This window comes from Streptomyces sp. NPDC093801 (assembly GCF_040701585.1).
GTDB lineage: Bacteria > Actinomycetota > Actinomycetes > Streptomycetales > Streptomycetaceae > Streptomyces.
Genome location: NZ_JBFBDP010000066.1, coordinates 1 through 22,613 on the forward strand (window position 1 = coordinate 1; position 22,613 = coordinate 22,613).

A 22,613-nucleotide genomic window follows, 5' to 3' on the forward strand; every position below is an offset into this window, starting at 1 on the left:
GGGGCGGGCACCGGCCCGCCCCGGCCCCTCGCGGGGGCGACGGCGGGCCCGCGTCATGAGGGCCGTCGCCGAGGCCCGCGCCGCCGCACCGCCGTACTTCCGCACCGCCGGTCCGGCAGCCCTCGGGCGCGGGTTAGACCACCGCCCCGCGTCCCGGGTCGTCGTCATCGTCGTTCGTGTCGCCCGACATGCGGGCGACCAGGGTGGCGAAGCCGCCCAGGAAGCCTCCGATGCCCAGGGTGGTCAGCCACCACGTCATGTCCCACTGCAGCAGGACCGCCAGCAGGAGCAGGACCGGGCCGCCGACCACGGCGAGCCAGGCGAACTTCGCCGTGGTGTCCGCCGGCGGGAGCTCCGGCGGTTCCGGGGGGACGAAGTGGCCCTCGTCGGCGGCGTCCCCCGCCGCGTCCCCCGCCGCGTCCCCGTCCTTCGGCTCGGCCGGCGTGTGGTCGCGCGGGCCGAGGCCGACGCCCGGGGCGAAGACCACCGAGCTGCCCAGTGCCGTCGGGGCGGCGGCCGGCGGTTCCGGCTGGACGTCCTCCTCCGGCAGCATCAGGTTCTCGATCGGCCGGAAGGGGCGCGCCCCCGGCGGGTCCGGCGGCTCCTGCCCGTACCCGGCGACGATCGCGGCCCAGGCCGCCTCCTCGTCCAGCGGGGGCACACCCCCGGCGGACTCCTCGTGCTCAGCCACCGCTGGCCGCCCCCTCCCTGCCGACGCTCTCCGCGAGCCGCCCGACGAACGCATAGCTGTCCGCGAAGATCCGCTCCGCGTCATGGTCCAACGTCGCCACGTGGTAACTCTGTTCCAGCAGGGTCTCGGTGACGTCCGTCGACGACACCCGCGCCAGGATCCGCTCCGAGTCCACCGGCGGGACCACGTGGTCCTGGGGGCTGTGGAGCAGCAGCACCGGCTGCGTGACCTGCGGCAGCTCGGTGTCCACCAGCTGGAAGAACTTCCGCAGCGAGTGCGCGGCCTTCGTCGGGACCCGGTCGTAGCCGACCTCCGCCGCGCCCGGCTTCGCGATGTCGCTGGCGATCCCCGGCGTGGAGCGGATGAAGTGCTTGGCCACGGGGAGGGCGACGGCCAGCGGGTCGTGCACCTTGTTGGCCGGGTTGACGAGCACGATGCCGCTGATCGCGTCCCCGTGCTTGGCGGCCAGCCGCAGGGTCAGCGCGCCGCCCATCGACAGCCCGAACACGAACACCTGCGTGCACCGCTCCAGCAGCTCCCGCAGCGCCCGGTCCACCTCGGCGTACCAGTCCTGCCAGCCGGTGAGCTGCATGTCCTGCCAGCGGGTGCCGTGCCCGGGCAGCAGCGGCAGCGAGACCGTGAGCCCGCGTTCGGCCAGGTATTCGGCCCAGGGGCGCAGCGACTGCGGGGAACCGGTGAAGCCGTGGCAGAGGAGCACGCCCACCTCCCCGCCCTCGTGGCGGAACGGCTCTGCTCCAGGGAGGACGGGCACCACAGTCTCCTTGTTGGTGAGGACTCGACTCGACGATGACGATGACGATGGCTACGACGATGACCATGACGCGTGGGGGTACGGGTGCGTACGGGTGCGTCGCGCTGTGTGACTTCACGGTACGCGACCGGGATGACACCGACCAGGGTCGTCGGGCGCTCTCGGTGGAGCCAGGGGATAAGGTCTGTTCGACAGACACAGGAAGGCTTTCGAGTTGATCTACGGCGCAATGAAGTTCTCCATCGGCGGTTCCCTGAAGCTCGCCTTCAGGCCGTGGGTGGAGGGCCTCGAGAACATTCCCGCGGAGGGGCCGGCGATCCTCGCGAGCAACCACCTGTCCTTCTCCGACTCCTTCTTCCTGCCGGCCGTGCTGGACCGGAAGGTGACCTTCATCGCGAAGGCGGAGTACTTCACCTCCCCCGGGGTCAAGGGCAAGCTGACGGCGGCCTTCTTCAAGGGCGTCGGCCAGCTCCCCGTGGACCGCTCCGGTGCGCGCGGTGCCGGTGAGGCCGCCATCAAGAGCGGCATCGAGGTCATCGAGCGCGGGGAGCTGTTCGGTATCTACCCCGAGGGGACCCGTTCACCCGACGGCCGCCTCTACCGGGGCAAGCCCGGCGGCCTGGCCCGGGTGGCGCTGGCCACCGGCGCGCCCGTGATCCCGGTGGCGATGATCGACACCGAGAAGATCCAGCCGCCCGGCAAGGTGGTCCCGAAGCTGATGCGCCCGGGCATCCGGATCGGCAAGCCGCTGGACTTCAGCCGCTACCAGGGCATGGACGGGGACCGCTTCATCCTCCGCTCGGTGACCGACGAGGTCATGTACGAGATCATGAAGCTCTCCGGCCAGGAGTACGTCGACATCTACGCGACGGCCGCCAAGCGGCAGATCGCGGACGCGGAGAAGGCCGCCAAGGACGCGGCCAAGGGCGACAAGGGCGCGGAGTAGTCCCCGCGGGCGGCCGGTGCCGTCCGCGCGGCGGGGGTGGGGGAGATGGCGACGAAGCGCGAGCGCGTCGTGCGCATGTCGGTGGAGCAGCCGCTGTGGCGGGCCCTGACCGCGTACCGGCTGCTCACCATGGTCTACGCGGTCCTGCTGTTCGCCTCCGCCTACAAGGGCTTCGTCCGCCCCGGCGCCGCGGCCGGCTACCTCGCCGTCCTCGTCGTCTGGACGCTGGCCACCCACCGCCGGGTGGGCAGTGCGGCGCGCTGCACCCGGGGCTTCCTCGCGGCCGACCTCACCGTCGCGCTCGTCGGCATAGCCCTCACCCCGTTCGCCGACACCCACGCCCGCATCCAGGCGGGCGGCCCCACCCTCCCCAGCATCTGGACGGCGGGCTCGGTGCTCGCCTTCGCCCTCAAGGGCGGCTGGCGCTGGGCCGGGATCGCCTCGACCTTCGTGGCCGTCGCCAACATCGCCATCCACGGCGGCGACCCCACCCGGGACACCTTCCACAACGTGCTGCTGGTCTGGGTCGCCTCCATCGCCCTCGGCTACGTCGTCGAGGTGGCCCGGGCCAGTGAGGCGACGCTCGCCCGCGCCCTGGAGATCGAGGCGGCGACCCGCGAGCGCGAGCGCCTGGCCCGGGACATCCACGACGGGGTCCTCCAGGTCCTCGCCATGGTCCAGCGGCGCGGCACCGAGCTGGGCGGGGAGGCCGCCGAGCTGGGCCGGATGGCCGGGGAGCAGGAGGTGGCGCTGCGCACGCTGGTCTCCAGCGGGCTGGTCCGCCCCTCCCGGGTCTCGCGCGACGAGTCGCTCGGCGCGCGGGTGGACGCGTACGAGGTGGAGGAGCCGGGCGCCGACGAGGGGGAGCTGGACCTGCGCTCCCTGCTGGCCCCGCACGCCGGCTCCCGGGTGAGCTTCGCCGAGCCGGGCACCCCGGTTCCGCTGCCCGCGCCCGCCGCGCGGGAGCTGGCCGCGGCCGTCGGCGCCGCCCTCGACAACGTGCGCAAGCACGCGGGGGAGGGGGCCCGTGCCTGGATCCTGGTCGAGGACTGGGGCGACGAGGTGATCGTGACGGTCCGGGACGACGGTCCGGGCATCCCGGCCGGACGGCTCGACCAGGCGGAGGGTGAGGGGCGGATGGGCGTGGCCCTGTCCATCCGGGGCCGGCTGCGCGACCTCGGCGGCAGCGCCGAGCTGGTGTCCGTCCCCGGGCAGGGCACCGAAGTGGAACTGAAAGTACCGAGGGGGAGGACCCAGTGAACGACAGCGTCAGCGGCGGCGGCGAGCTCCACGACATCAAGGTGATGGTCGTCGACGACCATCCGATGTGGCGGGACGCGGTGGCCCGCGACCTGGCCGCCGCGGGGTTCGACGTCGTCGCCACCGCCGGGGACGGGCCGGAGGCGGTGCGCCGGGCCCGCGCCGCGGCCCCGCGGGTGCTGGTCCTCGACCTCAACCTGCCGGGGATGCCCGGGGTGCAGGTGTGCAAGGAGCTGGTCGGCGCCGATCCCGCGCTGCGCGTGCTGGTGCTGTCGGCGAGCGGGGAGCACGCGGACGTGCTGGAGGCGGTGAAGTCCGGGGCGACCGGCTACCTGATGAAGTCCGCCGGGGCCCAGGAGCTGATCGACGCGGTCCGCCGGACCGCGGTCGGCGACCCGGTGTTCACCCCGGGTCTGGCCGGGCTGGTCCTCGGCGAGTACCGGCGGCTGGCCGCCGACCCGGTGCCGGCCGCGGCCGACGAGCCGAAGGCCCCGCAGCTGACCGACCGGGAGACCGAGGTGCTGCGGCTGGTGGCCAAGGGGTTGTCGTACAAGCAGATCGCGGAGCGGCTGGTCATCTCCCACCGCACGGTGCAGAACCACGTGCAGAACACCCTGGGCAAGCTCCAGCTGCACAACCGGGTGGAGCTCGTCCGGTACGCGATCGAGCGCGGGCTCGACGACGCCTGAGGCGAGCGGGGGGACGCACGAGGGGAGGCGTGGGGGGACGCACAAGGCCGCACCGGTCGTACTTACTTCCCCTTACGAGTGAACACGCGTACGCAACGCCTCGTAATTCCACCGGAATTGCCCTTTCCAGACCCATCGGTGTGACCTGTGTCACCACTAGCGTGGCCGTCATGGCGAAGGGAGATTCCATGAAGGTCGGAGTGCTCACGGGCGGCGGCGACTGCCCCGGGCTCAACGCGGTGATCAGGGGCGTCGTCCGCAAGGGCGTCCAGGAGTACGGATACGGGTTCGTCGGGTTCAGGGACGGCTGGCGGGGGCCCGTCGAGGGGGACGCCGTCCCGCTCGACATCCCCGCCGTCCGCGGGATCCTGCCCCGCGGCGGCACCATCCTCGGCTCCTCGCGCACCAACCCGTTCAAGACGGAGAACGGGGTCCGCGCCATCAAGGAGAACCTCGCCAAGGCCGAGGTCGACGCGCTCGTCGCGATCGGCGGCGAGGACACCCTGGGCGTGGCCGCCCGGCTGTACGAGGAGTACGGGATCCCCTGCGTCGGCGTTCCCAAGACCATCGACAACGACCTGTCGGCCACCGACTACACCTTCGGCTTCGACACGGCCGTCGGCATCGCGACCGAGGCCATCGACCGGCTGCACACCACGGCCGAGTCCCACATGCGGGTGCTGGTCGTCGAGGTGATGGGCCGGCACGCCGGCTGGATCGCCCTGCACTCGGGGCTGGCGGGCGGTGCGAACGTCATCCTCGTTCCCGAGCAGCGCTTCGACGTGGACCAGGTCTGCGCCTGGGTGACCTCCCGGTTCAAGGCCAGCTACGCGCCGATCGTGGTGGTGGCCGAGGGGGCCATGCCCAAGGACGGCGACCTGGTCCTCAAGGACGCCGTCTCCCGGGACTCCTTCGGGCACGTCCGGCTGTCGGGCGTGGGGGAGTGGCTGGCCAAGGAGATCGAGGCGCGGACCGGCAAGGAGGCCCGGACGACGGTCCTCGGGCACATCCAGCGCGGCGGCACCCCGAGCGCCTTCGACCGCTGGCTGGCCACCCGCTTCGGACTGCACGCGATCGACGCGGTCCGCGACGGGGACTTCGGCAAGATGGTCGCGCTGAAGGGGACGGACATCGTCCGCGTACCGATCGCCGAGGCGACGGCGAAGCTGAAGACGGTGGACCCGAAGCTGTACGAGGAGGCCGGCGTCTTCTTCGGCTGAGCCGCCGCCCCGCCTCTGCGGGGGACCGGACCACGGGTCGTATCGTGACGAAGGCGATGGAACGACCCGTGGTCCGACCTGTGGGAGCGAGCGTGGAGATCCTGGCCTTCGGAGTGACCGCCGACGAGGGACCGCTCCTGGAGCGGGCCTTCGCCACGGCGGGTCCGCACGAGGTGCGCTGCCTCGACGTCCCCCTCGGCGAGGACACGGCGCCGATCGCCGCCGGATACGAGATCGTCTCCTCCGGCGTCAACGCCGACCTGGGCGCCCGGGTCCTGAACGTCCTGGCGTCGGGCGGGACGAGGCTGATCGCCCAGCGCTCCACCGGCTTCAACAACATCGACCTCGACGCGGCGCGGCGGCTGGGCCTGACCGTCAGCCGGGTCTCGTACTACTCGCCGTACTCGGTCGCCGAGTTCGCCTGGACCCTGGCGATGGCCGTGAACCGGCGCATCGTGCGCGCCTCGAACCGCACCCGCGACTTCGACTTCCGGCTGAACGGGCTGATGGGCCGCGACATGCGCGGGCGGACGGCCGGGGTGCTGGGCACGGGCCGGATCGGCGAGGCCTTCACCCGGATCGCGCACGGGTTCGGGATGCGGCTGCTGGGCTGGGACCTCGCGCCGAACCCGGCGTGCGTGGAGCTGGGCATGGAGTACGTGGCGAAGGAGGAGCTGTTCGCCTCCGCGGACCTGGTCAGCCTGCACGTGCCCCTGCTGGAGGCGACCCGGCACCTCGTCGACGCGGCCGCGCTGGCGGCGATGAAGGACGACGCGATCCTGGTGAACTCCAGCCGGGGCGGGCTCGTCGACACCGAGGCCCTGGTCGGGGAGCTGCGCGCGGGCCGCTTCGCGGGCGTGGGGCTGGACGTGTACGAGGCGGAGGCGGGGGTCTTCTCCCGGGACAAGTCCCTGGAGGCGGTGCCCGACGACACCCTCGCGCGGCTGGTGACCTTCCCGAACGTCCTGGTCACCTCGCACCAGGCGTACTACACCCACGAGGCGGTGGGGCAGATCATCGACGCGACGGTCCGCAACGTGGCGGACTACCTGGCGGGACGCCGCTCCGACAACACCCTGGTCCCGGGTCCGGCCTGACCGCCGGCCGGACCCGGGGCGACGTCACGCCCGCCGCCCCGCCGGGGTCAGGGAGCGGACCAGGTCGCGGACGAGCGGCGCGCCCCGCAGGGTGAGGACCGACTCCGGGTGGAACTGGACGCCCGCGAAGCCGCGCTCCGCGCAGCGCAGGGCGTGCACCTCCTCCGTGACCGGGTCGCGGGAGACCTCGACCCCGTGCGCCGCCAGCTCCTGCGCCGCCTCCGCGTCACAGGCGGCGGTGTAGGTGTTGTAGAAGCCGACCACCTCCGGCGTGCCGAAGAGGTCGATGCGCACCTGCGCCCCCTGCGCCGGCTCCGCCTTGCGGACGAGCGGCAGCCCGATCTCCGCCGCCAGCAGCTCGTGCCCCAGGCAGACCCCGAGCAGACCGCCCCGGTGCGAGGCGAGGAGCTCGCCCGCCAGCGCGCGCAGCATCCGCATCTTCGGGTCCGCCCCGTCGGCCGGGTTCCCCGGGCCCGGGCCCAGGACGATCGGGCCCTCCCAGGCCAGCGCCGCCTCCCGCAGCCCCGGCGCGTCGTAGCGGCGCACCGTCACCGCCAGGCCCGCGGCCCGCAGCACGTGCGCCAGCATCGCCGTGAACGTGTCCTCGCCGTCCACCACCAGCGCGTGCCCGCCCGGCGCGGGCAGCCGCTCCTGCATCCGCAGCCAGAACGGCGCCAGGTCCGCCCGCCGCGAGGCCAGCGCCGCCCGCACCCGGGGGTCGTCCGCCAGCCGGGCGCCCGTGCCGGCGGCGAGCCGGGGCGCGGCCTCCCGCACGCCCAGGGCGGCCAGCACCCCGGCGGCCTTGGCGTGGGTCTCGGCCACCTCGCCGAGCGGGTCGGAGTGGCGGACCAGGGTGGCCCCGACCGGCACCCGCAGCTCCCCGTCCGGGGCGATGTCGGCGGTGCGGATCAGGATCGGGGAGTCCAGGGTCTGGGCGCCGGACGGGTCCAGCCCCAGCAGCGCCAGCGCGCCCGCGTAGTAGCCGCGGCCGCCGTCCTCGTACCGTTCGATCACGCGGCAGGCGTTCTGCACGGGGGAGCCCGTCACCGTCGCCGCGAACATGGTCTCCCGCAGCACCTCCCGGACGTCCAGCGAGGAGCGTCCGCGCAGCTCGTACTCGGTGTGCGCGAGGTGGGCCATCTCCCGCAGCCGGGGGCCGACGACGGTGCCGCCCATGTCGCCGACCGTGCACATCATCTTCAGTTCCTCGTCGACCACCATCGACAGCTCCTCGGTCTCCTTGCGGTCGGCGAGGAAGGCGAGGAGCGACTCGGCGGTCGGGCCGCCGGCCGGGTGGCGGTAGGTGCCGCTGATGGGGTTCATGACCACCGTGCCGCCCGTCATGCGGACGTGGACCTCGGGGCTGGCGCCGACGAGGGTGCGGTCCGGGGTGTGGACCACGTACGTCCAGTACGCGCCCCGCTCACCCTCCAGCAGCCGCCGGAACAGGGCCAGGGCGTCGGCCCGGCCGAAGCCGTCGATCCGGCCCCGGTAGGTCCGCCGGATCACGAAGTTCGCGCCCTCGCCCCGGCCGATCTCGTCGCGGACCACCCGCCCGACGGTGGCCGCGTACTCCTCGTCGCCGACGTCGAAGCCGCCGCCCGCGACCCGTACGCCGTGGTCCGGGAGCGCGGCCAGCGCCTCGGCGAGCGGGACCTCGTACGCCTCCTCGGCGGCCAGCACGGCCAGCGGGGTGCCGTCGTCGCGGACGTCGAAACCGCGCTCGCGGATCTGGCGGAAGGGGACCAGGGCCAGGGTGGGCAGCGCGCGGACGGGCAGGTCGGCGAGGCGGTCGGCCTCGTGGACCGGGCCCAGCAGCACCTCGACGGTGTCGTGGTCGCGGCCGGGGGTGCGCCGGCGCAGCAGGGCGAAGGGCGGGGCGTCGTCGTCGAGGAGCCGGGCGAGGGAGAACTCGGACTGGGGCATGGGGCGGGCTTCCTTCCGGTGGGGTGTTCGGGAGGAGGGGCGGCCCGTGCCGGTCGGTGCACGCAGAAGGCCGCCCCTCGGGGCGGCCTTCGCTTCGCTCGTGTCAGTGGGTACGCACGAGGGGTGGGCCGCCGGGAGCGGACCACCACCAGTTCTGGACGGAGAGCGCGTACATGGGAGGCACCCTAGCCCACCCGGCCGTCCTCCTGCCGCATCCCGCCTCTTCCACCATGTGAACCTTGAATTCCGTTCATCTGGGCTCCGTGGACCTTCGAACGACACCGTCTCACCAGGTGGGCGTCCGGCCGGACACGGCGAATGACGCCGTAATGTGTACGAGGTGACCGTGAACGCTGAAAACCACGCCCTCGCCGCCAAGGCGACCTGGCGAGACCTTCCCGCGGCGCAGCAGCCTTCGTACCCCGATGCCGAGGCCCTGCGCGCTGTCGTCGCGGACCTCGAGTCGTATCCTCCGCTCGTCTTCGCGGGCGAGTGCGACCAGCTGCGCGCCCGCCTGGGAGCCGTCGCCAAGGGCGAGGCGTTCCTCCTGCAGGGCGGCGACTGCGCCGAGGCCTTCGACGCCGTCTCCGCCGACCACATCCGCGCCAAGCTGAAGACCCTGCTCCAGATGAGCGCCGTCCTGACGTACGCGGCCTCCGTGCCCGTCGTCAAGGTCGGCCGCATCGCGGGCCAGTACTCCAAGCCGCGCTCCAAGGACACCGAGACCCGCGACGGCGTGACCCTGCCGACCTACCGCGGCGACTCCGTCAACGGCTTCGCCTTCACCGAAGAGGCCCGCGTCCCGGACCCCGAGCGCCTCAAGCGCATGTACCACGCCTCGGCCTCCACGCTGAACCTGGTGCGCGCCTTCACCACCGGCGGTTACGCCGACCTGCGCCAGGTGCACGCCTGGAACCAGGACTTCGTGAAGTCCTCCCCGTCCGGGCAGCGCTACGAGCAGCTCGCCCGGGAGATCGACAACGCGCTGAACTTCATGAAGGCCTGTGGCACCGACCCGGCCGAGTTCAAGGCGGTGGAGTTCTACTCCTCGCACGAGGCCCTGCTGCTGGACTACGAGGGCGCCCTCACCCGTACGGACTCCCGTACCGGCAAGCTGTACGACACCTCCGGCCACATGGTCTGGATCGGTGAGCGCACCCGCCAGCTGGACCACGCGCACATCGAGTTCTGCTCGCAGATCGCCAACCCGATCGGCATCAAGCTCGGCCCGACCACCACGGTGGACGAGGCGCTGACGTACATCGACCGCCTGGACCCCGAGCGCGAGCCGGGCCGCCTGACCTTCGTCGTGCGCATGGGCGCCGACAAGGTCCGCGACAAGCTCCCCGAGCTGGTCGAGAAGGTCACCGCGTCCGGTGCGACCGTCGCCTGGGTCACCGACCCGATGCACGGCAACACCTTCGAGGCGGCCTCCGGCCACAAGACGCGCCGTTTCGACGACGTGCTCGACGAGGTCAAGGGCTTCTTCGAGGTCCACAAGGCGCTGGGCACCCACCCGGGCGGCATCCACGTCGAGCTCACCGGTGACGACGTCACCGAGTGCGTGGGCGGCGGCGACGAGATCTTCGTCGACGACCTGCACCAGCGCTACGAGACGGCCTGCGACCCGCGCCTCAACCGCAGCCAGTCCCTGGACCTGGCGTTCCTGGTGGCGGAGATGTACCGCGACCAGTAGGCAGCAGCGCGTGAGGACGGGGCGCGGATCGATGTGATCCGCGCCCCATCCGCGTTCCCGGGCCTTTTGGGCAACCCTCACTTTGGGTACGGTTAGGTAAGCCTCACCGCACTGGGGATGGCTGCAAGAACCATTCCGCTCAGGGAGGTGAACCGCGTGTACGTCTGCTCTTGCTTCGGGGTCACCGACAAGCAGGTCAAGGAACACGCGGCCGCCGGGGCCTGCACCCCCCGCCAGATCGCCTCGGTCACCAAGGCCGGCACCGACTGCGGTGCCTGCGTGCGGACCATCCAGGGCCTCCTGGGCCGTGGCGCGTGCCCGCGCCGGGAGCTGCTGGAGAAGGGCGACGCGGCAGCCGTCCTCGCCACCGCCCCCCGTCCGGCCCCCGGGGCCGCGCAGCCCGTCCTGGCCGACGCGGCATAGCCTCCGGGCGCCCGCCGGGTCCCGGGTCCGTCGCGTCCTCAGCTCTCCGGCTGCTCGATCAGCTGGGCGATGTAGAGCGCCTCACCGATGCTCTCGATCAGTTCCAGCTGGGTGTCGAGGTAGTCGATGTGGTGCTCCTCGTCCTCCAGGATCTCCTCGAAGAGCCGCGCCGAGGTGACGTCCCCCTTGCCGCGCATGACCTCGATGCCCCGCCTGAGGCGGTCGATCGCCTCCACCTCGACCTGCCGGTCCGCCTGGAACATCTCCGTCAGGGTCTGGCCGACCCGCACGTGGAAGAGGCGCTGGTAGTTCGGGAGCCCGTCGAGCATCAGGATGCGCTCGGTGAGCTTGTCCGCGTGCTTCATCTCGTCGATGGACTCGGCGCGGGTGTAATGGGCGAGCTTCGTCCAGCCCTTGTTGTCCTGGATGCGGTAGTGCAGCCAGTACTGGTTGATGGCCGTGAGCTCGCCGGTCAGCTGCTCGTTCAGAAACTCGAGGACCTCGGGGTCGCCCTGCATCGCAGAGGCTCCTTCCAGGCAATGTCAGCTAGGTGACTGGGCAGTGCGCGCATCTTTGCACCGCCGTAGGGGGGCGTCCAGTAAGTGCCTCCTTAGTGGGAGTTACCGTGACTTGCCCGTTTCGGCTCGTACCTGGTCGTGACCACCCCGCCACGTCTGTCACCATGGAGGCATGGGTCAGCCGGAAAGCCGGGAATCTCCGGGAGCAGAGCAACTGGAGCTTCCTCCGGGGCAGCGGCTGCAGAGGGGCTGGCCCGTCACCCACTACGGTCCCGTGCCCAAGTTCAAGCCGGACCGCTGGGAGTTCCGGGTCTTCGGGGCGACGGCCGACGGCGGGAAGCACTGTTGGAACCACGAGGAGTTCGCGGCGCTGCCGTTCGAGACGGTGGTGGCCGACCTCCATTGCGTCACCAAGTTCAGCATGCTGGGTGCCGAGTGGGGCGGGGTGCTGGCCCGTGACATCCTCACCCTGGCCCCTCCGGCCCCACAGGCCACGCACGTGATGGTGTGGGCCGAGTACGGCTTCAGCTCCAACATGCGGCTGGCCGACTTCGCCTCCGACCGGACCGTCTTCGCCACCCACATGGGCGGCGAACCGCTCACGGCCGAACACGGCTTCCCGCTGCGCCTGGTGGTCCCGCACCTGTACGCCTGGAAAGGGCCCAAGTGGGTGCGGGGCATCGAGTACATGACCGCCGACCGCCGGGGCTTCTGGGAGGAGCGCGGCTACCACAACATCGGCGACCCCTGGCGCGAGCAGCGCTACTCGTACCAGGAGGGGCCCGGCGACGGTCCGGAGCTGTGACCGCTCTCAGTGGTGGTACCGGTGGACGACGGCGTGGCCCTTGCCGCGGCCGATCATCCACTTGTTGACCGGGGTGGTCACCACGAAGGCGAGCGCCAGCGAGATCGCCAGGGCGGTCCAGAACAGCGCCTCCGAGAGGTGGGCGTCCATGGCTCCGGGCCAGACGGCGACGACGCCGTTGTCGATCAGCTCCATGACGGCGATCGAGAGGGTGTCCGCGGCCAGCGCCACCCGGACGGCCGAGCGGAAGTCCACGCCGGCGGCCAGGATCCCGCGCAGGGTGAGGGCGTAGCCGAAGAAGAACGCGAGGACGATCGCCAGGACCATCGTCGCGAGGTTCCCCCAGCCCAGGGCGGTGCCGACGACCATGCCGAGGACCTCGCCGACGGCGCATCCGGTCAGGCAGTGCAGCGTGGCCCGGGCCGCCGTCCCCCAGCCGACGGGTCCGCCGCCGTGGGCGTGCGCGTGCGGGTGCTCGTGGTGGGCGTGGTCGGCGTGCTGGGTGTGCTGGGTGTGCTGCTCGTGGTTCCCGTGAGGTGCGTGGTGCTCGTGATGTTCGTGCGCCTGCGTCATGACAACCCCCTGAAGGTCCGGCGGAACGCCGGGCAGCGGTCCCGCCGACTGGTGGAACCGTATACCCCCCAGGGGTATTCCTCAAGGATGTGGGCAAGCGGTCAGTGCAGCTCGCGCAGCTCCTTCAGCAGGGCCACGTCCGCCGCGTGCCCCTCCTTGCCGCCCGGCGTCTCGATGATCAGCGGGACGCCGTCCGTCTCGGGGTGGGAGAGCAGCTCGGCGAAGGCCTCCCGGCCGATGTGGCCCCGGCCGATGTTGGCGTGCCGGTCCTTGTGGGCGCCGACGCCCTCCTTGGAGTCGTTGGCGTGGATCAGCTTCAGCCGGCCCGCGCCGACCGTGTCCACCAGCAGGTCCAGGGTCTGCTTCGTGCCGCCCGGCTCGGCCAGGTCGTGGCCCGCCGCGAAGACGTGGCAGGTGTCCAGGCAGATGCCGAGCTTCTCGTGGTGGTCGAGGGCCTCGAAGTACGGGCCGAAGTCCCAGGTGCGCGAGCAGAGCGAGGAGCCCTGGCCGGCCGTGGACTCCAGCAGCAGGAAGGGGTCGTCCTCGTGCGTCAGCTCGTCCAGCAGCGGCAGCATGTACTCCCTGACCTGCGCGTACGCCTCCTCGCGCGGACGGCCCCCGGTCGCCGAGCCGGTGTGCACGACCACCCCGAGTGCACCGATCTCCCGGCCCCGGCGCAGTGAGTGCCGCAGGGACTCCACCGACTTCTCGACGGTCGCCGCGGTGTGCGAGCCGAAGTTGATCAGGTACGGGGCGTGCACGTAGACCGGGATCGACTCCGCGGCGCACTGCGCGCGGAACAGCTCGTCCTGCGCGGGGTTCCCGGTCGGGGTGGCCCAGCCGCGCGGGTTGGCCACGAAGACCTGGACGGCCTCGGCGCCCATCTCACGGGCGTAGGCCAGGCCCACGGAGGCCAGCCCGCCGGCGACGGGCACGTGCCCGCCCACGGGATTGCGTGACAACGCTGCTCAGAGCCCCTTGGTCTTGATGGTGATCGTGCTGCCCTCGGGGACGCTCTGCCCGGCGGGCACCGACTGGGTGTCCACCGTGCTGCTGAAGGACAGGAAGGGACGCTCCACCTTCACCTTGAAGCCCAGGGCCTCCAGCGCCTTGCGGGCCGCGTCCACGTCCTGGCCGGCCACGTTCGGGACCTGGACCGGCCGGGGGCCCTTGGAGAGGGTCAGCGTGACCGTGTCCCCGGCGGCGGCCTGGGTGCCCGCGCCGATCGACTGGCCGGCGACCGTACCGGCGGGCGCCGGGGAGTTGACCTGGTCGGGGGCCGTTTCCACCTTCAGGCCGAGGGCCTCCAGCGCGGCCCGCGCCTGGTCGGCCGACTGGCCGGTGACGGTCGGGACCTGGACCGGGCGGCCCTTGCTGACCTGGAGGGCGACGGCGGTGTCGGGGGCCCGCTTCTGGCCGCCGGCCGGGTCGGTGCCGATCACCGATCCCTGGGCCACGTCCTGGCTGAACGCCTGGGTGACGATGCCGGGGGCCAGCCCCGCCTTCGTCAGCTCGGCCTTGGCCTCCTCCAGCGGCCGGCCCTTCAGGTCGGGCACGCTGACCAGCTCGGGGCCGCGGGAGACCGTGAGGGTCACCGCGCCGTTGCCCTTGATCCGCTTGCCGCCGGCCGGGTCGGAGTTCATCACCGTGCCGCGCTCGAAGGCCTCGCTGAACTTCCGGTCGACCTTCTTGACGCCGAGCCCGGCGGCGGAGAGCTCCGCCCTGGCCTGCTCCTCCGTCTTGCCGAGGAGGTTGGGGACCTTGGTGAACTGGCCGGAGTTGATGTACCAGACGCCGCCGCCCAGACCCAGGGCGAGCAGGATTGCGGCGATGACGAGGAGCATGCCCCGCCGCGGCCGGCGGGGGGCCGCAGGTGCCGGGGCCTGCGGCACGTGCGGCCGCTCCAGGCGGGAGGTGTGGTGCACGGGCTGCTCCTGCGCCGGCCCCGCCACCGGGCGCGGGATCACGCTGGTGCGGTCCTCGGCGGCGGACCGCTCGGCGGCCCGCGCCTGCGGCGGTACGGCGTCCAGCTCGGCCTCGCCGATCCGCGCCCGGGCCTCGCGGGCCAGCCCCAGGAGGGCGGCGGCGTCGGCGGGGCGCAGCTCGGGCGTGCGGGCGGTGGCCTGGGCGACGAGCTCGTCGAGGGAGGCGGGCAGCCCGGGGACGGCGGCCGACGGGGGCGGGACGTCCTCGTTGAGGTGCTGGAAGAGCACCTGGGCGGGGCTGCCGCCGGTGTGCGGCTTCGAGCCGGTGAGCATCTCGTACAGCACGACGCCGCAGGCGTAGACGTCCACGCGGGTGTCGTAGACCCCGTCCTCGATCTGCTCGGGGGCGAGGTAGGAGACGGTGCCGAGGACGGAGCCGGTGGTCTGGGTGGCGGCGTCCACGGAGCGGACGAGGCCGAAGTCGGCGACCTTGACCCGGCCGTCGTCGCCGATCAGGACGTTCTCGGGCTTGATGTCCCGGTGGACGAAGCCGGCGCGGTGGGCGGTGCCGAGGGCGGCGAGGACCGGCTCGAGGATGTCGAGCGCGGCCCGCGGCTGGAGCGCGCCGCGCTCGCGCAGGACGTCGCGCAGGGTGCAGCCGGAGACGTACTCCATGGCGAGGTAGGTGTACGGGCCGTCGGTGCCCTGGTCGAAGACCCCGACCACGTTGGGGTGCGCGAGGCGGGCCACGGACTTCGCCTCGCGGATGAAGCGGTCGACGAAGGCGGCGTCGGCGGCCAGGTCCGGGTGCATGATCTTCAGCGCGAGGACGCGGTCGAGGCGGGTGTCGAGGGCCCGGTAGACCGTCGCCATGCCGCCTGCGGCGATGCGGGCGTCGACGCGGTAGCGGCCGTCGAGCACGCGCCCGACGAGGGGGTCATCCAGGGTCGTATCCACCCGGCGATTCTACGAGGACCCCCGCCACCCCCGGCCGGGGTGTCCACGCCTTGCAGCGCAGCTGTGACGTGGGCGGGGGGAGGGGGGGAGACGGCGGGGGCCGCCGCCTCCCCCCTCCGCCCCCCCCGAGGGGGTGGGGCGGGGTCCTCAGAACGCCGGGCGTTCCGGGTCCAGGGTGGCGCGGCCCTCCAGCGGGGACGAGGCCTCGGCGAAGCGGCGCTGGGGGATGCGGCCCGCGCGGTGGGCCAGCCGGCCCGCCGAGACGGCGTCGCGCATGGCCGCCGCCATGAGCACCGGCTCCTGCGCGCGGGTCACCGCGGAGGCCAGCATCACCGCCGCGCAGCCGAGCTCCATCGCCAGGGCGGCGTCCGAGGCCGTGCCCGCGCCCGCGTCCAGGATGACCGGCACCCCGGCCCGCTCCACGATCAGCTCGAAGTTGTGCGGGTTGCGGATGCCCATCCCGGAGCCGATGGGGGAGCCCAGCGGCATGATCGCCGCGCAGCCCGCGTCCTCCAGCCTCCGCGCCAGCACCGGGTCGTCGTTCGTGTACGGCAGGACGGTGAAGCCCTCGTCGACCAGGACCTCCGCCGCGTCCAGCAGCTCGACCGCGTCCGGCAGCAGCGTCCGCTCGTCCGCGACCACCTCCAGCTTGATCCAGTCCGTGCCCAGCGCCTCCCGCGCCAGCCGGGCCGTCAGCACGGCCTCGCCGGCGGTGAAGCAGCCCGCGGTGTTCGGCAGGACCGCGATGCCCAGCTTCGACAGGACGGACAGCACCGATCCCTGGACCGTCGGGTCCAGGCGGCGCATGGCCACCGTGGTCAGCTCGGTGCCGGAGGTGATCAGGGCGCGTTCCAGGACCTCCAGGCTCGGGGCGCCGCCCGTGCCCATGATCAGGCGGGAGGAGAAGGTCCGGCCGCCCAGGGTGAACAGGTCGTCGGCCATGGTGCTCAGCCTCCCTGGACCGCGGTGAGGACCTCGACCCGGTCACCGTCGCCGACCGCGGTGTGCGGCCACTGCCCGCGCGGGACGACCGTCTCGTTGAGGGCGGCGGCCACGCCGGACGGGGCGGTGGTCAGGGTGGCGACCACCGCGTCGAGGGTGGTGCCGGCCGCGACCTCGCGCGGCTCGCCGTTGACGGAGATGGTCATGCGAGGGACTCCTGACGCGTGGAGGAGAAGCGGCGGGGGCTGAAGGGGCGGGCGATCTCCGGTACGGCGCCGGTGGTCAGCAGCTCCGCCATCACGTCGCCGGTGAGCGGGGTCAGCAGCACCCCGTTGCGGTAGTGGCCGGTGGCCAGGTGCAGCCCGGGCAGGTCGCTGGGGCCCAGCAGCGGCGCGTTGTCGGGGGAGCACGGGCGCAGCCCGGCCCGGGTCTCGACCAGGGGGAGCTCGGTGATGCCGGGGACCAGCTCGTGGGCGTCGCGCAGCAGCTCGTAGACCCCGCCCGCGGTGACGGTGGTGTCCCAGCCGAGTTCCTCGCTGGTGGCGCCGACGACGAGCTCGCCGTTCTCGCGCGGGACCAGGTAGACGTGGCTGCCGCGCACCACGGCCCGTACCGTCCGGGACAGGAAGGGGGCGTAGGCGGGTGGCACGGCCAGCCGCAGGACCTGGCCCTTGACCGGCCGTACGGGCGGCAGCACCTGTTCCGGTACCCCCTCCAGCCGGCCGCTGAGGGAGCCGGCGGCCAGGACCACCTGGCCGGCGCGCAGCCCGGTGCCGTCGTCGAGCAGCGCCCCCGAGGCCCGGTCGGCGGTGACGAGCAGCCGGCGGGCGGCCGCCCGGTGGATCTCCACCCCGGCCCGCTCGCAGGCGGCCAGCAGTGCGGCGGCGAGCCGGCGCGGGTCGACCTGGTGGTCCCCGTCGACGCGCAGTCCGCCGCGCACCCCGGGGGCCAGCATCGGCTCCAGGCGGCGGCATTCGCGGCCGGTGAGCCACTCGGACTCCAGACCGCAGCGGCGCTGGAGGGCGTGCAGTTCCCGCAGGTGGAGGCGGTCGTCGGCGTCGAGGGCGACGGCCAGGGTGCCGCAGGCGCGGTAGCCGAGGTCCATGCCACCGCTGGCCTCGGTGAGCTCGGCGGCGAACTGCGGGTAGCGGGCGGCGGAGGCGAGGTTGAGCCCCAGCAGGGTCTCCTCGCCGTAGTGCAGTTCGGTGACGGCGGCGAGCATGCCGGCCGCGACCCGGGCGGCGCCACCGCCGGGGTCGGGGTCGGCGAGCGCGGTGCGCAGGCCGCTGCGGGCCGCCCGCCAGGCGGTGACCAGGCCGATGATCCCGCCACCGATGACGAGGACGTCGCAGCCCCGGTGGTCGGATCCCTTGTCGGATGCGTGCATGGGCGTCCAGCCCCTCCCTTCGCCGGCATGACCCGGATCAGGTTCGTACGGTCGGAGGCCGGCCAGCCTCCCTCTCAGCCCGGTGCGCCCGGACTCCCGCGATAGGTACGGTGGCCAGCGTAACCCCGGGGCCGGTGGCGGGTAAGGCTGCCTCCCTGTGGCACCCCGCCCCCAGTTTCCTGACGCACCGTCAGGTGGCTAGGCTGGCCGTGTGAGTGAGCAGACGGAACAGACGAAGCCCGGTGTCGTGATCGTCGGCGCCGGAATGGCCGGGGTGCAGACCGCGGTGGCCCTGCGGGAACAGGGCTGGACCGGCCCCGTGACCCTGCTGGGCGCCGAACCCCACCAGCCCTACGACCGCCCGCCGCTGTCCAAGGCGGTACTGCTCGGCAAGGCCGAGGACTCGGCCTTCGACGTCGACTTCGAGGGCCTGGGCATCGCCCTCCGCCTGGGGACCGAGGTCACCGGCCTGCGCGCCGCCGACCACGAGCTGGACACCGAGGCCGGCCCGGTCCCGTACGAGGTCCTCGTCCTGGCCACCGGAGCCGTACCCCTGACCCTGCCCGGCACCGACGGCGTCCCCGGCGTCCACCTGCTGCGCACCCTCGACGACGCCGCCCGGCTGCGCCCGGTCCTGGCCGCCGCCCCCGACACCGTCGTGGTCGGGGCCGGCTGGATCGGCGCCGAGTTCGCCACCGCCGCCCGCGAGGCCGGCTGCGCCGTCACCGTGGTCGAGGCGGCCGACCGGGTCCTCGCCGGGGCCCTGCCCGCCGAGGTCGCCGCCCCCATGGCCCGCTGGTACGCCGGAGCCGGCGCCACCCTGCTCACCGGCGCCCGGGTGGCCGGGATCGAGGAGGGCCGAGTGCTCCTCGCGGACGGCCGCGAGCTGCCCGCCGGGGCCGTCGTCGTCGGCGTCGGCGCCCGGCCCGCCACCGACTGGCTCGACGGCAGCGGCGTCGAGCGGGGCCCCGACGGCTCCGTCACCGCCGACGCCCACCTGCGCACCTCCCTGCCCGGGGTGTACGCCGTCGGCGACTGCTCCTCCTTCCCGTCGGCCCGCTACGGGACCCGGCTGCTGGTCCACCACTGGGACAACGCCCTCCAGGGCCCGCGCACGGTCGCGGCGAACATCGTCGCGGGGGAGGCCGTGCAGGCCTACGACCCCGTGCCCTACTTCTGGTCCGAGCAGTTCGGCCGCTTCGTGCAGTACGCCGGCCACCACGGCGGCGCCGACACCCTGCTGTGGCGCGGCGACCCGGACGCGGACGCCTGGTCGGTGTGCTGGCTGCGCGGGGACGCCCTCGTCGCGGTCCTGGCCGTCGGCCGTCCCCGGGACCTGGCCCAGGGGCGGAAGCTGATCGAGTCGGGCACCCCCGTGGACCCGGCCAGGGTCGCCGACCCGGGCGTACCGCTGAAGTCGGCCGCCGCCTGACACGGCCCCGGGGCCCGGTCCGCCGCCGCGCGGCCGGGCCCGTAACCGGACGCGGACCCCGATCCGGGCGGATCCCCGCCTACGCGGACGGACCCGGACGGACGGGGCCGGGTACCGGGTGCCCCGCCGAGGTGGCAGGCTTGTCCCCGTGACCGAGATTGACGCAAAGATCGATGCCCTCGTCCCCTCCTGGCTGTACCTCCCCGACATCGCGGAGATGCTCGACATCGAGGTGACCCGGGTCCGCCAGATGGTCAAGGAAGGGCAGCTGATCGCCGTACGCCGGGGCGAGAACCGCGCCCTGCAGGTTCCGGCCCAGTTCATCGACGGCGACAAGGTCGTCAAGGGACTCGTCGGCCTGCTGACGGTGCTGCGCGACGACCGCTTCTCCGACGAGGAGATGCTGGAGTGGCTCTTCACCGAGGATCCGACCCTGCCCGGCACCCCCGTGCAGGCGCTGCGCGAGAATCGCGGCACGGAGGTGAAGCGCCGCGCCCAGGCGCTCGCCCTCTGACCGGCTGATCCACGGGTGTGCGGGCCGGCGGGGTAGCCTCGGCCCGCCCGCACACCGCCACCACCAGGGGGGTACTCCCATGCAGCAGCTGTCCGACGCCCGGCTCTACCTGTGCACGGACGCCCGAAAGCGGCAGGGAGACCTCCCCGAGTTCCTCGACGCGGTCCTGGCCGGCGGGGTCGACGTCATCCAGCTCCGCGACAAGGGCATGGAGGCCGGAGAGGAACTCGAACACCTCCGGGTCTTCGCCGAGGCCGCCCGCCGGCACGGCAGGCTCCTCGCGGTCAACGACCGCGCCGACGTCGCGCACGCCATCGGCTCCGACGTCCTGCACCTGGGCCAGGGCGACATCCCCGTCCCCGCCGCCCGTGCGATCCTCGGCCGGGACGTCCTGATCGGGCGCTCCTGCCACTCCGCGTCCGAGGTCGACGCCGCCGTCGCCGAACCCGGCGTGGACTACTTCTGCACCGGCCCCTGCTGGCCCACCCCCACCAAGCCCGGCCGCCACGCCCCCGGCCTGGACCTCGTCCGCCACGCGGCCTCCCTGGACCAGGACCGCCCCTGGTTCGCCATCGGCGGCATCGACGCCGGCAACCTGGACGAGGTCCTCGACGCCGGGGCCACCCGCGTCGTGGTCGTCCGCGCCGTCACCGAGGCCTCCGACCCCGGCGCCGCCGCCGCCGAGCTGGCCGCGCGCGTCCGCGCCCGCCTCGCCTGAGGCCCCGGACCCGGCCCGCCCGGACCACTCCCGGGCGCCGGCCCCTCGAACCGCGCTCGCGCGGACCTCGTGCCCGGCCGGGGCCCGCGCCGAGGTGTCCAAAAATCCGTCCAAGGGGTGGACAGCGCTTCGGCGTCCGCCGGGGCGCGTCTAACCTGCCCGTATGGCCCTTGGTACCGCTTCCACCTGGTCGGACCGCGCACACACGGTCCGCGACCTCCTCGCGTCCGGAGCCTCGTATTCCTTCGAGTTCTGGGCTCCCAAGACCGAGAAGGGCGAGCGCAACCTCTGGAACGCGCTCCGCCGGATCGAGGCGGTCTCCCCGAGCTTCGTCTCCGTGACGTACGGGGCCGGAGGCTCGACCCGGGGCGGCACCGTCCGCGCCACCGAGCAGATCGCCGCCGACACCACCCTGACCCCCGTCGCGCACCTCACCGCCGTCGACCACTCCGTCGCCGAGCTGCGCCACGTGATCGGCCAGTTCGCCGACGCCGGCATCCGCAACATGCTCGCGCTGCGCGGGGACCCGCCGGGCGACCCCATGGGCCCCTGGGTCAAGCACCCCGAGGGCGTGGACTACGCCGCCGACCTCGTGCGCCTGCTCAAGGAGTCCGGAGACTTCTGCGTCGGCGTCGCCGCCTTCCCCGAGATGCACCCGCGCTCGGAGGACTGGGACACGGACATCCGGCACTTCGTGGACAAGTGCCGCGCCGGTGCGGACTACGCCATCACCCAGATGTTCTTCGATCCGGAGAATTATCTGCGGCTGCGCGACAGCGCCCAGAAGGCGGGCTGCGAGACCCCGATCATCCCCGAGGTCATGCCTGTTGTGGGCATCAAGCAGCTCGACCGGCTGCCGCAGCTGAGCAACGCGCTCTTCCCGGACGCCGTGAAAGACCGCATGCTCGCCGTCAAGGACGATCCGGCCGCTGTACGCTCCATTGGCATCGAGTTCGCCACGGAGTTCTGCGCGCGGCTGCTGTCCGAAGGTGTACCCGGACTGCACTTCATCACGCTGAACAATTCCACGGCGACCCTCGAGATCTACGAGAACCTGGGCCTGCACCAGCGGGCCTGATCGGCCGTCTCCCGTTTCCCGCGCGGTACGGCCGTACCGAGAGGGGCCTTGCATGGGAATGACGGTCCTCTACATCGCGTTCGGTTTCGTCGCGTTGTGGCTGCTTGCCGAGGTCCTGATGCAGTACAAGGCCCGGCTGCGCTGGCGCCTGCTCGCCTTCGCCGGGTTCCTCGGCGTCGTGGCCGGGGTCGTGCTGCCGTCGGTGCTGGTCATCGCCGTCGGCGCGCTCGCCTTCGCCGTCGGCCAGACCCTGGTGACGCTCTCCTTCCGCAAGGGCTTCGTCGCCGGCTGGGCCCTGCGCAAGGGCAAGGGCGCCGAGCCCGCACGCCCGGAGGGCAAGAGCAGACGCCGCCGCTCCGGGGGCCCCGCGCCGCGCCCGGAGCCCGCGCTGGAGGTGACCGGGCTGGAGTACGGCTCCCAGGGCCCCGCCCCCTCCCGCGACGACGCCGCCGACCGGGACGACCAGGACGACCGCAACGTCTTCACCCCGCAGCCGGTGCCCGAGGAGACCGGCTCGTACGGGATACAGAGCTTCGCCCCCCGGCAGCCGGACGCCACCGCCGCCTTCGCCTCGCCGTTCGCCGCGGACGGCCAGGACGGCGGACAGCAGGCCGCCTACTACGACGGTGGGCAGGGCCAGGACGGATACGACTACACCGGCGGCTACCCGGCGGGCGGACAGCAGGTCTACGCCGCCTACTCGGACCCGTACATCGGCACCGGCGGCGCGGTCGCCCCGGGCCAGACGTACGACTACCCGCAGTACACCGACCCCGCGCAGCAGCAGTACTCCACGGACACCCCGCCCGGCGGGGTGTGGGTCCCGCAGCAGCGCGCCACGGACGCGGCCCCGCAGCCCTACCCGGAGCAGGACCCGCAGCAGCAGCCGCAGCAGGGGTACCCGTACCAGGGCAACGGCGAGTACGGGCAGTACCGCTACTGACGCGGAACGGGGGAGGGGGCGGGAAGAAAGAGAACCCCCCACCCCCAGTAAGACCCCAGAAACAAGACAAACCCAGGAGTACGGCCCCCACACCAAAAAGC

23 protein-coding genes and 1 riboswitch are annotated in these 22,613 nt (G+C 73.1%); of the genes, 13 read left to right on the forward strand and 10 right to left on the reverse strand.

From position 1 onward, the window contains the following. Positions 1 to 133: 133 nt before the first annotated feature. Both AB0469_RS39665 and AB0469_RS39670 read right to left on the reverse strand, forming a co-directional pair. Positions 134 to 691, reverse strand: a complete 558-nt coding sequence (locus AB0469_RS39665) for a hypothetical protein (protein ID WP_366456472.1) — start codon at positions 689 to 691, stop codon at positions 134 to 136. Then, the gene (locus tag AB0469_RS39670; RefSeq protein ID WP_366456473.1) at positions 684 to 1,463 is read right to left on the reverse strand and encodes an alpha/beta fold hydrolase; all 780 of its coding nucleotides are present in this window, start codon (positions 1,461 to 1,463) and stop codon (positions 684 to 686) included. Before AB0469_RS39670 ends, AB0469_RS39665 begins: the two co-directional genes overlap by 8 nt. 229 nt (positions 1,464 to 1,692) lie before the next feature. Here AB0469_RS39670 and AB0469_RS39675 point away from each other — a divergent pair, with 229 nt between their 5' ends. The 5 genes from AB0469_RS39675 (at position 1,693) to AB0469_RS39695 (ending at position 6,675) form a co-directional block, all read left to right on the forward strand. After that, positions 1,693 to 2,409, forward strand: coding sequence for a lysophospholipid acyltransferase family protein (locus AB0469_RS39675; RefSeq protein WP_042813697.1), 717 nt, complete (start codon positions 1,693 to 1,695; stop codon positions 2,407 to 2,409). Between the two features lie 45 nt (positions 2,410 to 2,454). Further along, positions 2,455 to 3,669 carry a DUF5931 domain-containing protein gene (locus AB0469_RS39680; protein WP_366456474.1) on the forward strand — a complete coding sequence of 405 codons (1,215 nt, stop codon included), beginning with the start codon at positions 2,455 to 2,457 and terminating at the stop codon, positions 3,667 to 3,669. Between the two features lie 44 nt (positions 3,670 to 3,713). After that, positions 3,714 to 4,358, forward strand: coding sequence for a response regulator transcription factor (locus AB0469_RS39685; RefSeq protein ID WP_366456489.1), 645 nt, complete (start codon positions 3,714 to 3,716; stop codon positions 4,356 to 4,358). Between the two features lie 188 nt (positions 4,359 to 4,546). Further along, complete coding sequence (locus AB0469_RS39690; protein ID WP_366456490.1) at positions 4,547 to 5,578, forward strand: 6-phosphofructokinase; 1,032 nt, start codon at positions 4,547 to 4,549, stop codon at positions 5,576 to 5,578. A gap of 92 nt (positions 5,579 to 5,670) precedes the next feature. Beyond that, a complete protein-coding gene (locus AB0469_RS39695; RefSeq protein ID WP_366456491.1) occupies positions 5,671 to 6,675 on the forward strand; it encodes a 2-hydroxyacid dehydrogenase in 1,005 nt (334 codons plus the stop codon). A 24-nt stretch (positions 6,676 to 6,699) separates the two neighbouring features. Here AB0469_RS39695 and AB0469_RS39700 read toward each other — a convergent pair whose 3' ends face one another. Continuing rightward, entirely contained in the window at positions 6,700 to 8,601 is a 1,902-nt protein-coding gene (locus AB0469_RS39700) for an anthranilate synthase family protein (RefSeq protein WP_366456475.1), read from the reverse strand. Between the two features lie 340 nt (positions 8,602 to 8,941). On the opposite strand from AB0469_RS39700, the gene AB0469_RS39705 reads away from it, so the two are divergent. Together AB0469_RS39705 and AB0469_RS39710 are read left to right on the forward strand one after the other, a co-directional pair. Continuing rightward, positions 8,942 to 10,297 carry a class II 3-deoxy-7-phosphoheptulonate synthase gene (locus tag AB0469_RS39705; RefSeq protein ID WP_042813409.1) on the forward strand — a complete coding sequence of 452 codons (1,356 nt, stop codon included), beginning with the start codon at positions 8,942 to 8,944 and terminating at the stop codon, positions 10,295 to 10,297. 156 nt (positions 10,298 to 10,453) lie between these two features. Then, positions 10,454 to 10,720 carry a (2Fe-2S)-binding protein gene (locus AB0469_RS39710; RefSeq protein WP_366456477.1) on the forward strand — a complete coding sequence of 89 codons (267 nt, stop codon included), beginning with the start codon at positions 10,454 to 10,456 and terminating at the stop codon, positions 10,718 to 10,720. Positions 10,721 to 10,758: 38 nt separating this feature from the next. Here AB0469_RS39710 and bfr read toward each other — a convergent pair whose 3' ends face one another. Next, positions 10,759 to 11,238 (reverse strand): bacterioferritin, encoded by a 480-nt coding sequence (gene bfr, locus AB0469_RS39715; RefSeq protein WP_042813402.1) that lies wholly within the window; start codon positions 11,236 to 11,238, stop codon positions 10,759 to 10,761. Positions 11,239 to 11,410: 172 nt separating this feature from the next. Between bfr and AB0469_RS39720 the strand changes: the two genes are divergently transcribed. Further along, positions 11,411 to 12,043 carry a sulfite oxidase-like oxidoreductase gene (locus tag AB0469_RS39720; RefSeq protein WP_366456478.1) on the forward strand — a complete coding sequence of 211 codons (633 nt, stop codon included), beginning with the start codon at positions 11,411 to 11,413 and terminating at the stop codon, positions 12,041 to 12,043. 6 nt (positions 12,044 to 12,049) lie between these two features. Here the strand turns inward: AB0469_RS39720 and AB0469_RS39725 are convergent, their stop codons facing one another. The 6 genes from AB0469_RS39725 to thiO form a co-directional block, all read right to left on the reverse strand. After that, positions 12,050 to 12,616 (reverse strand): DUF4396 domain-containing protein, encoded by a 567-nt coding sequence (locus AB0469_RS39725; protein WP_366456479.1) that lies wholly within the window; start codon positions 12,614 to 12,616, stop codon positions 12,050 to 12,052. Between the two features lie 101 nt (positions 12,617 to 12,717). Beyond that, on the reverse strand, positions 12,718 to 13,578 hold the full coding sequence (locus AB0469_RS39730) for a deoxyribonuclease IV (protein WP_366456480.1): 861 nt from the start codon (positions 13,576 to 13,578) through the stop codon (positions 12,718 to 12,720). 6 nt (positions 13,579 to 13,584) lie between these two features. Beyond that, the gene (gene pknB, locus AB0469_RS39735) at positions 13,585 to 15,498 is read right to left on the reverse strand and encodes a Stk1 family PASTA domain-containing Ser/Thr kinase (RefSeq protein WP_366456481.1); all 1,914 of its coding nucleotides are present in this window, start codon (positions 15,496 to 15,498) and stop codon (positions 13,585 to 13,587) included. A 147-nt stretch (positions 15,499 to 15,645) separates the two neighbouring features. Then, positions 15,646 to 16,440 carry a thiazole synthase gene (locus AB0469_RS39740; RefSeq protein ID WP_366456482.1) on the reverse strand — a complete coding sequence of 265 codons (795 nt, stop codon included), beginning with the start codon at positions 16,438 to 16,440 and terminating at the stop codon, positions 15,646 to 15,648. Between the two features lie 5 nt (positions 16,441 to 16,445). After that, entirely contained in the window at positions 16,446 to 16,646 is a 201-nt protein-coding gene (gene thiS, locus AB0469_RS39745) for a sulfur carrier protein ThiS (RefSeq protein ID WP_366456483.1), read from the reverse strand. Next, positions 16,643 to 17,827 (reverse strand): glycine oxidase ThiO, encoded by a 1,185-nt coding sequence (thiO, locus tag AB0469_RS39750; protein WP_366456484.1) that lies wholly within the window; start codon positions 17,825 to 17,827, stop codon positions 16,643 to 16,645. The genes thiS and thiO overlap by 4 nt, the downstream gene beginning before the upstream one ends. Then, positions 17,825 to 17,937: riboswitch (TPP riboswitch) on the reverse strand. (Overlaps the previous gene by 3 nt.) Before the next feature lie 101 nt (positions 17,938 to 18,038). On the opposite strand from thiO, the gene AB0469_RS39755 reads away from it, so the two are divergent. From AB0469_RS39755 to AB0469_RS39775, 5 genes are all read left to right on the forward strand, one after another. After that, positions 18,039 to 19,259, forward strand: coding sequence for an FAD-dependent oxidoreductase (locus tag AB0469_RS39755; RefSeq protein ID WP_366456485.1), 1,221 nt, complete (start codon positions 18,039 to 18,041; stop codon positions 19,257 to 19,259). Positions 19,260 to 19,407: 148 nt separating this feature from the next. After that, entirely contained in the window at positions 19,408 to 19,773 is a 366-nt protein-coding gene (locus AB0469_RS39760; RefSeq protein WP_267035306.1) for an Rv2175c family DNA-binding protein, read from the forward strand. Between the two features lie 79 nt (positions 19,774 to 19,852). Continuing rightward, positions 19,853 to 20,491 carry a thiamine phosphate synthase gene (thiE, locus tag AB0469_RS39765; protein ID WP_366456486.1) on the forward strand — a complete coding sequence of 213 codons (639 nt, stop codon included), beginning with the start codon at positions 19,853 to 19,855 and terminating at the stop codon, positions 20,489 to 20,491. Between the two features lie 163 nt (positions 20,492 to 20,654). Further along, complete coding sequence (gene metF / locus AB0469_RS39770; RefSeq protein WP_366456487.1) at positions 20,655 to 21,569, forward strand: methylenetetrahydrofolate reductase [NAD(P)H]; 915 nt, start codon at positions 20,655 to 20,657, stop codon at positions 21,567 to 21,569. Positions 21,570 to 21,621: 52 nt separating this feature from the next. Next, on the forward strand, positions 21,622 to 22,512 hold the full coding sequence (locus tag AB0469_RS39775; protein WP_366456488.1) for a hypothetical protein: 891 nt from the start codon (positions 21,622 to 21,624) through the stop codon (positions 22,510 to 22,512). Positions 22,513 to 22,613 lie beyond the last annotated feature (101 nt).

Coding starts and splice junctions, on each gene's coding strand:
- thiE (WP_366456486.1), top strand. CDS start 19,853: ATGCAGCAGCTGTCCGACGCCCGGCTCTACCTGTGCACGGACGCCCGA.
- thiS (WP_366456483.1), bottom strand. CDS start 16,646: ATGACCATCTCCGTCAACGGCGAGCCGCGCGAGGTCGCGGCCGGCACC.
- AB0469_RS39720 (WP_366456478.1), top strand. CDS start 11,411: ATGGGTCAGCCGGAAAGCCGGGAATCTCCGGGAGCAGAGCAACTGGAG.
- AB0469_RS39725 (WP_366456479.1), bottom strand. CDS start 12,616: ATGACGCAGGCGCACGAACATCACGAGCACCACGCACCTCACGGGAAC.
- AB0469_RS39740 (WP_366456482.1), bottom strand. CDS start 16,440: ATGGCCGACGACCTGTTCACCCTGGGCGGCCGGACCTTCTCCTCCCGC.
- thiO (WP_366456484.1), bottom strand. CDS start 17,827: ATGCACGCATCCGACAAGGGATCCGACCACCGGGGCTGCGACGTCCTC.
- metF (WP_366456487.1), top strand. CDS start 20,655: ATGGCCCTTGGTACCGCTTCCACCTGGTCGGACCGCGCACACACGGTC.
- AB0469_RS39685 (WP_366456489.1), top strand. CDS start 3,714: ATGGTCGTCGACGACCATCCGATGTGGCGGGACGCGGTGGCCCGCGAC.
- AB0469_RS39680 (WP_366456474.1), top strand. CDS start 2,455: ATGGCGACGAAGCGCGAGCGCGTCGTGCGCATGTCGGTGGAGCAGCCG.
- AB0469_RS39690 (WP_366456490.1), top strand. CDS start 4,547: ATGAAGGTCGGAGTGCTCACGGGCGGCGGCGACTGCCCCGGGCTCAAC.
- bfr (WP_042813402.1), bottom strand. CDS start 11,238: ATGCAGGGCGACCCCGAGGTCCTCGAGTTTCTGAACGAGCAGCTGACC.
- AB0469_RS39675 (WP_042813697.1), top strand. CDS start 1,693: ATGAAGTTCTCCATCGGCGGTTCCCTGAAGCTCGCCTTCAGGCCGTGG.
- AB0469_RS39700 (WP_366456475.1), bottom strand. CDS start 8,601: ATGCCCCAGTCCGAGTTCTCCCTCGCCCGGCTCCTCGACGACGACGCC.
- AB0469_RS39775 (WP_366456488.1), top strand. CDS start 21,622: ATGGGAATGACGGTCCTCTACATCGCGTTCGGTTTCGTCGCGTTGTGG.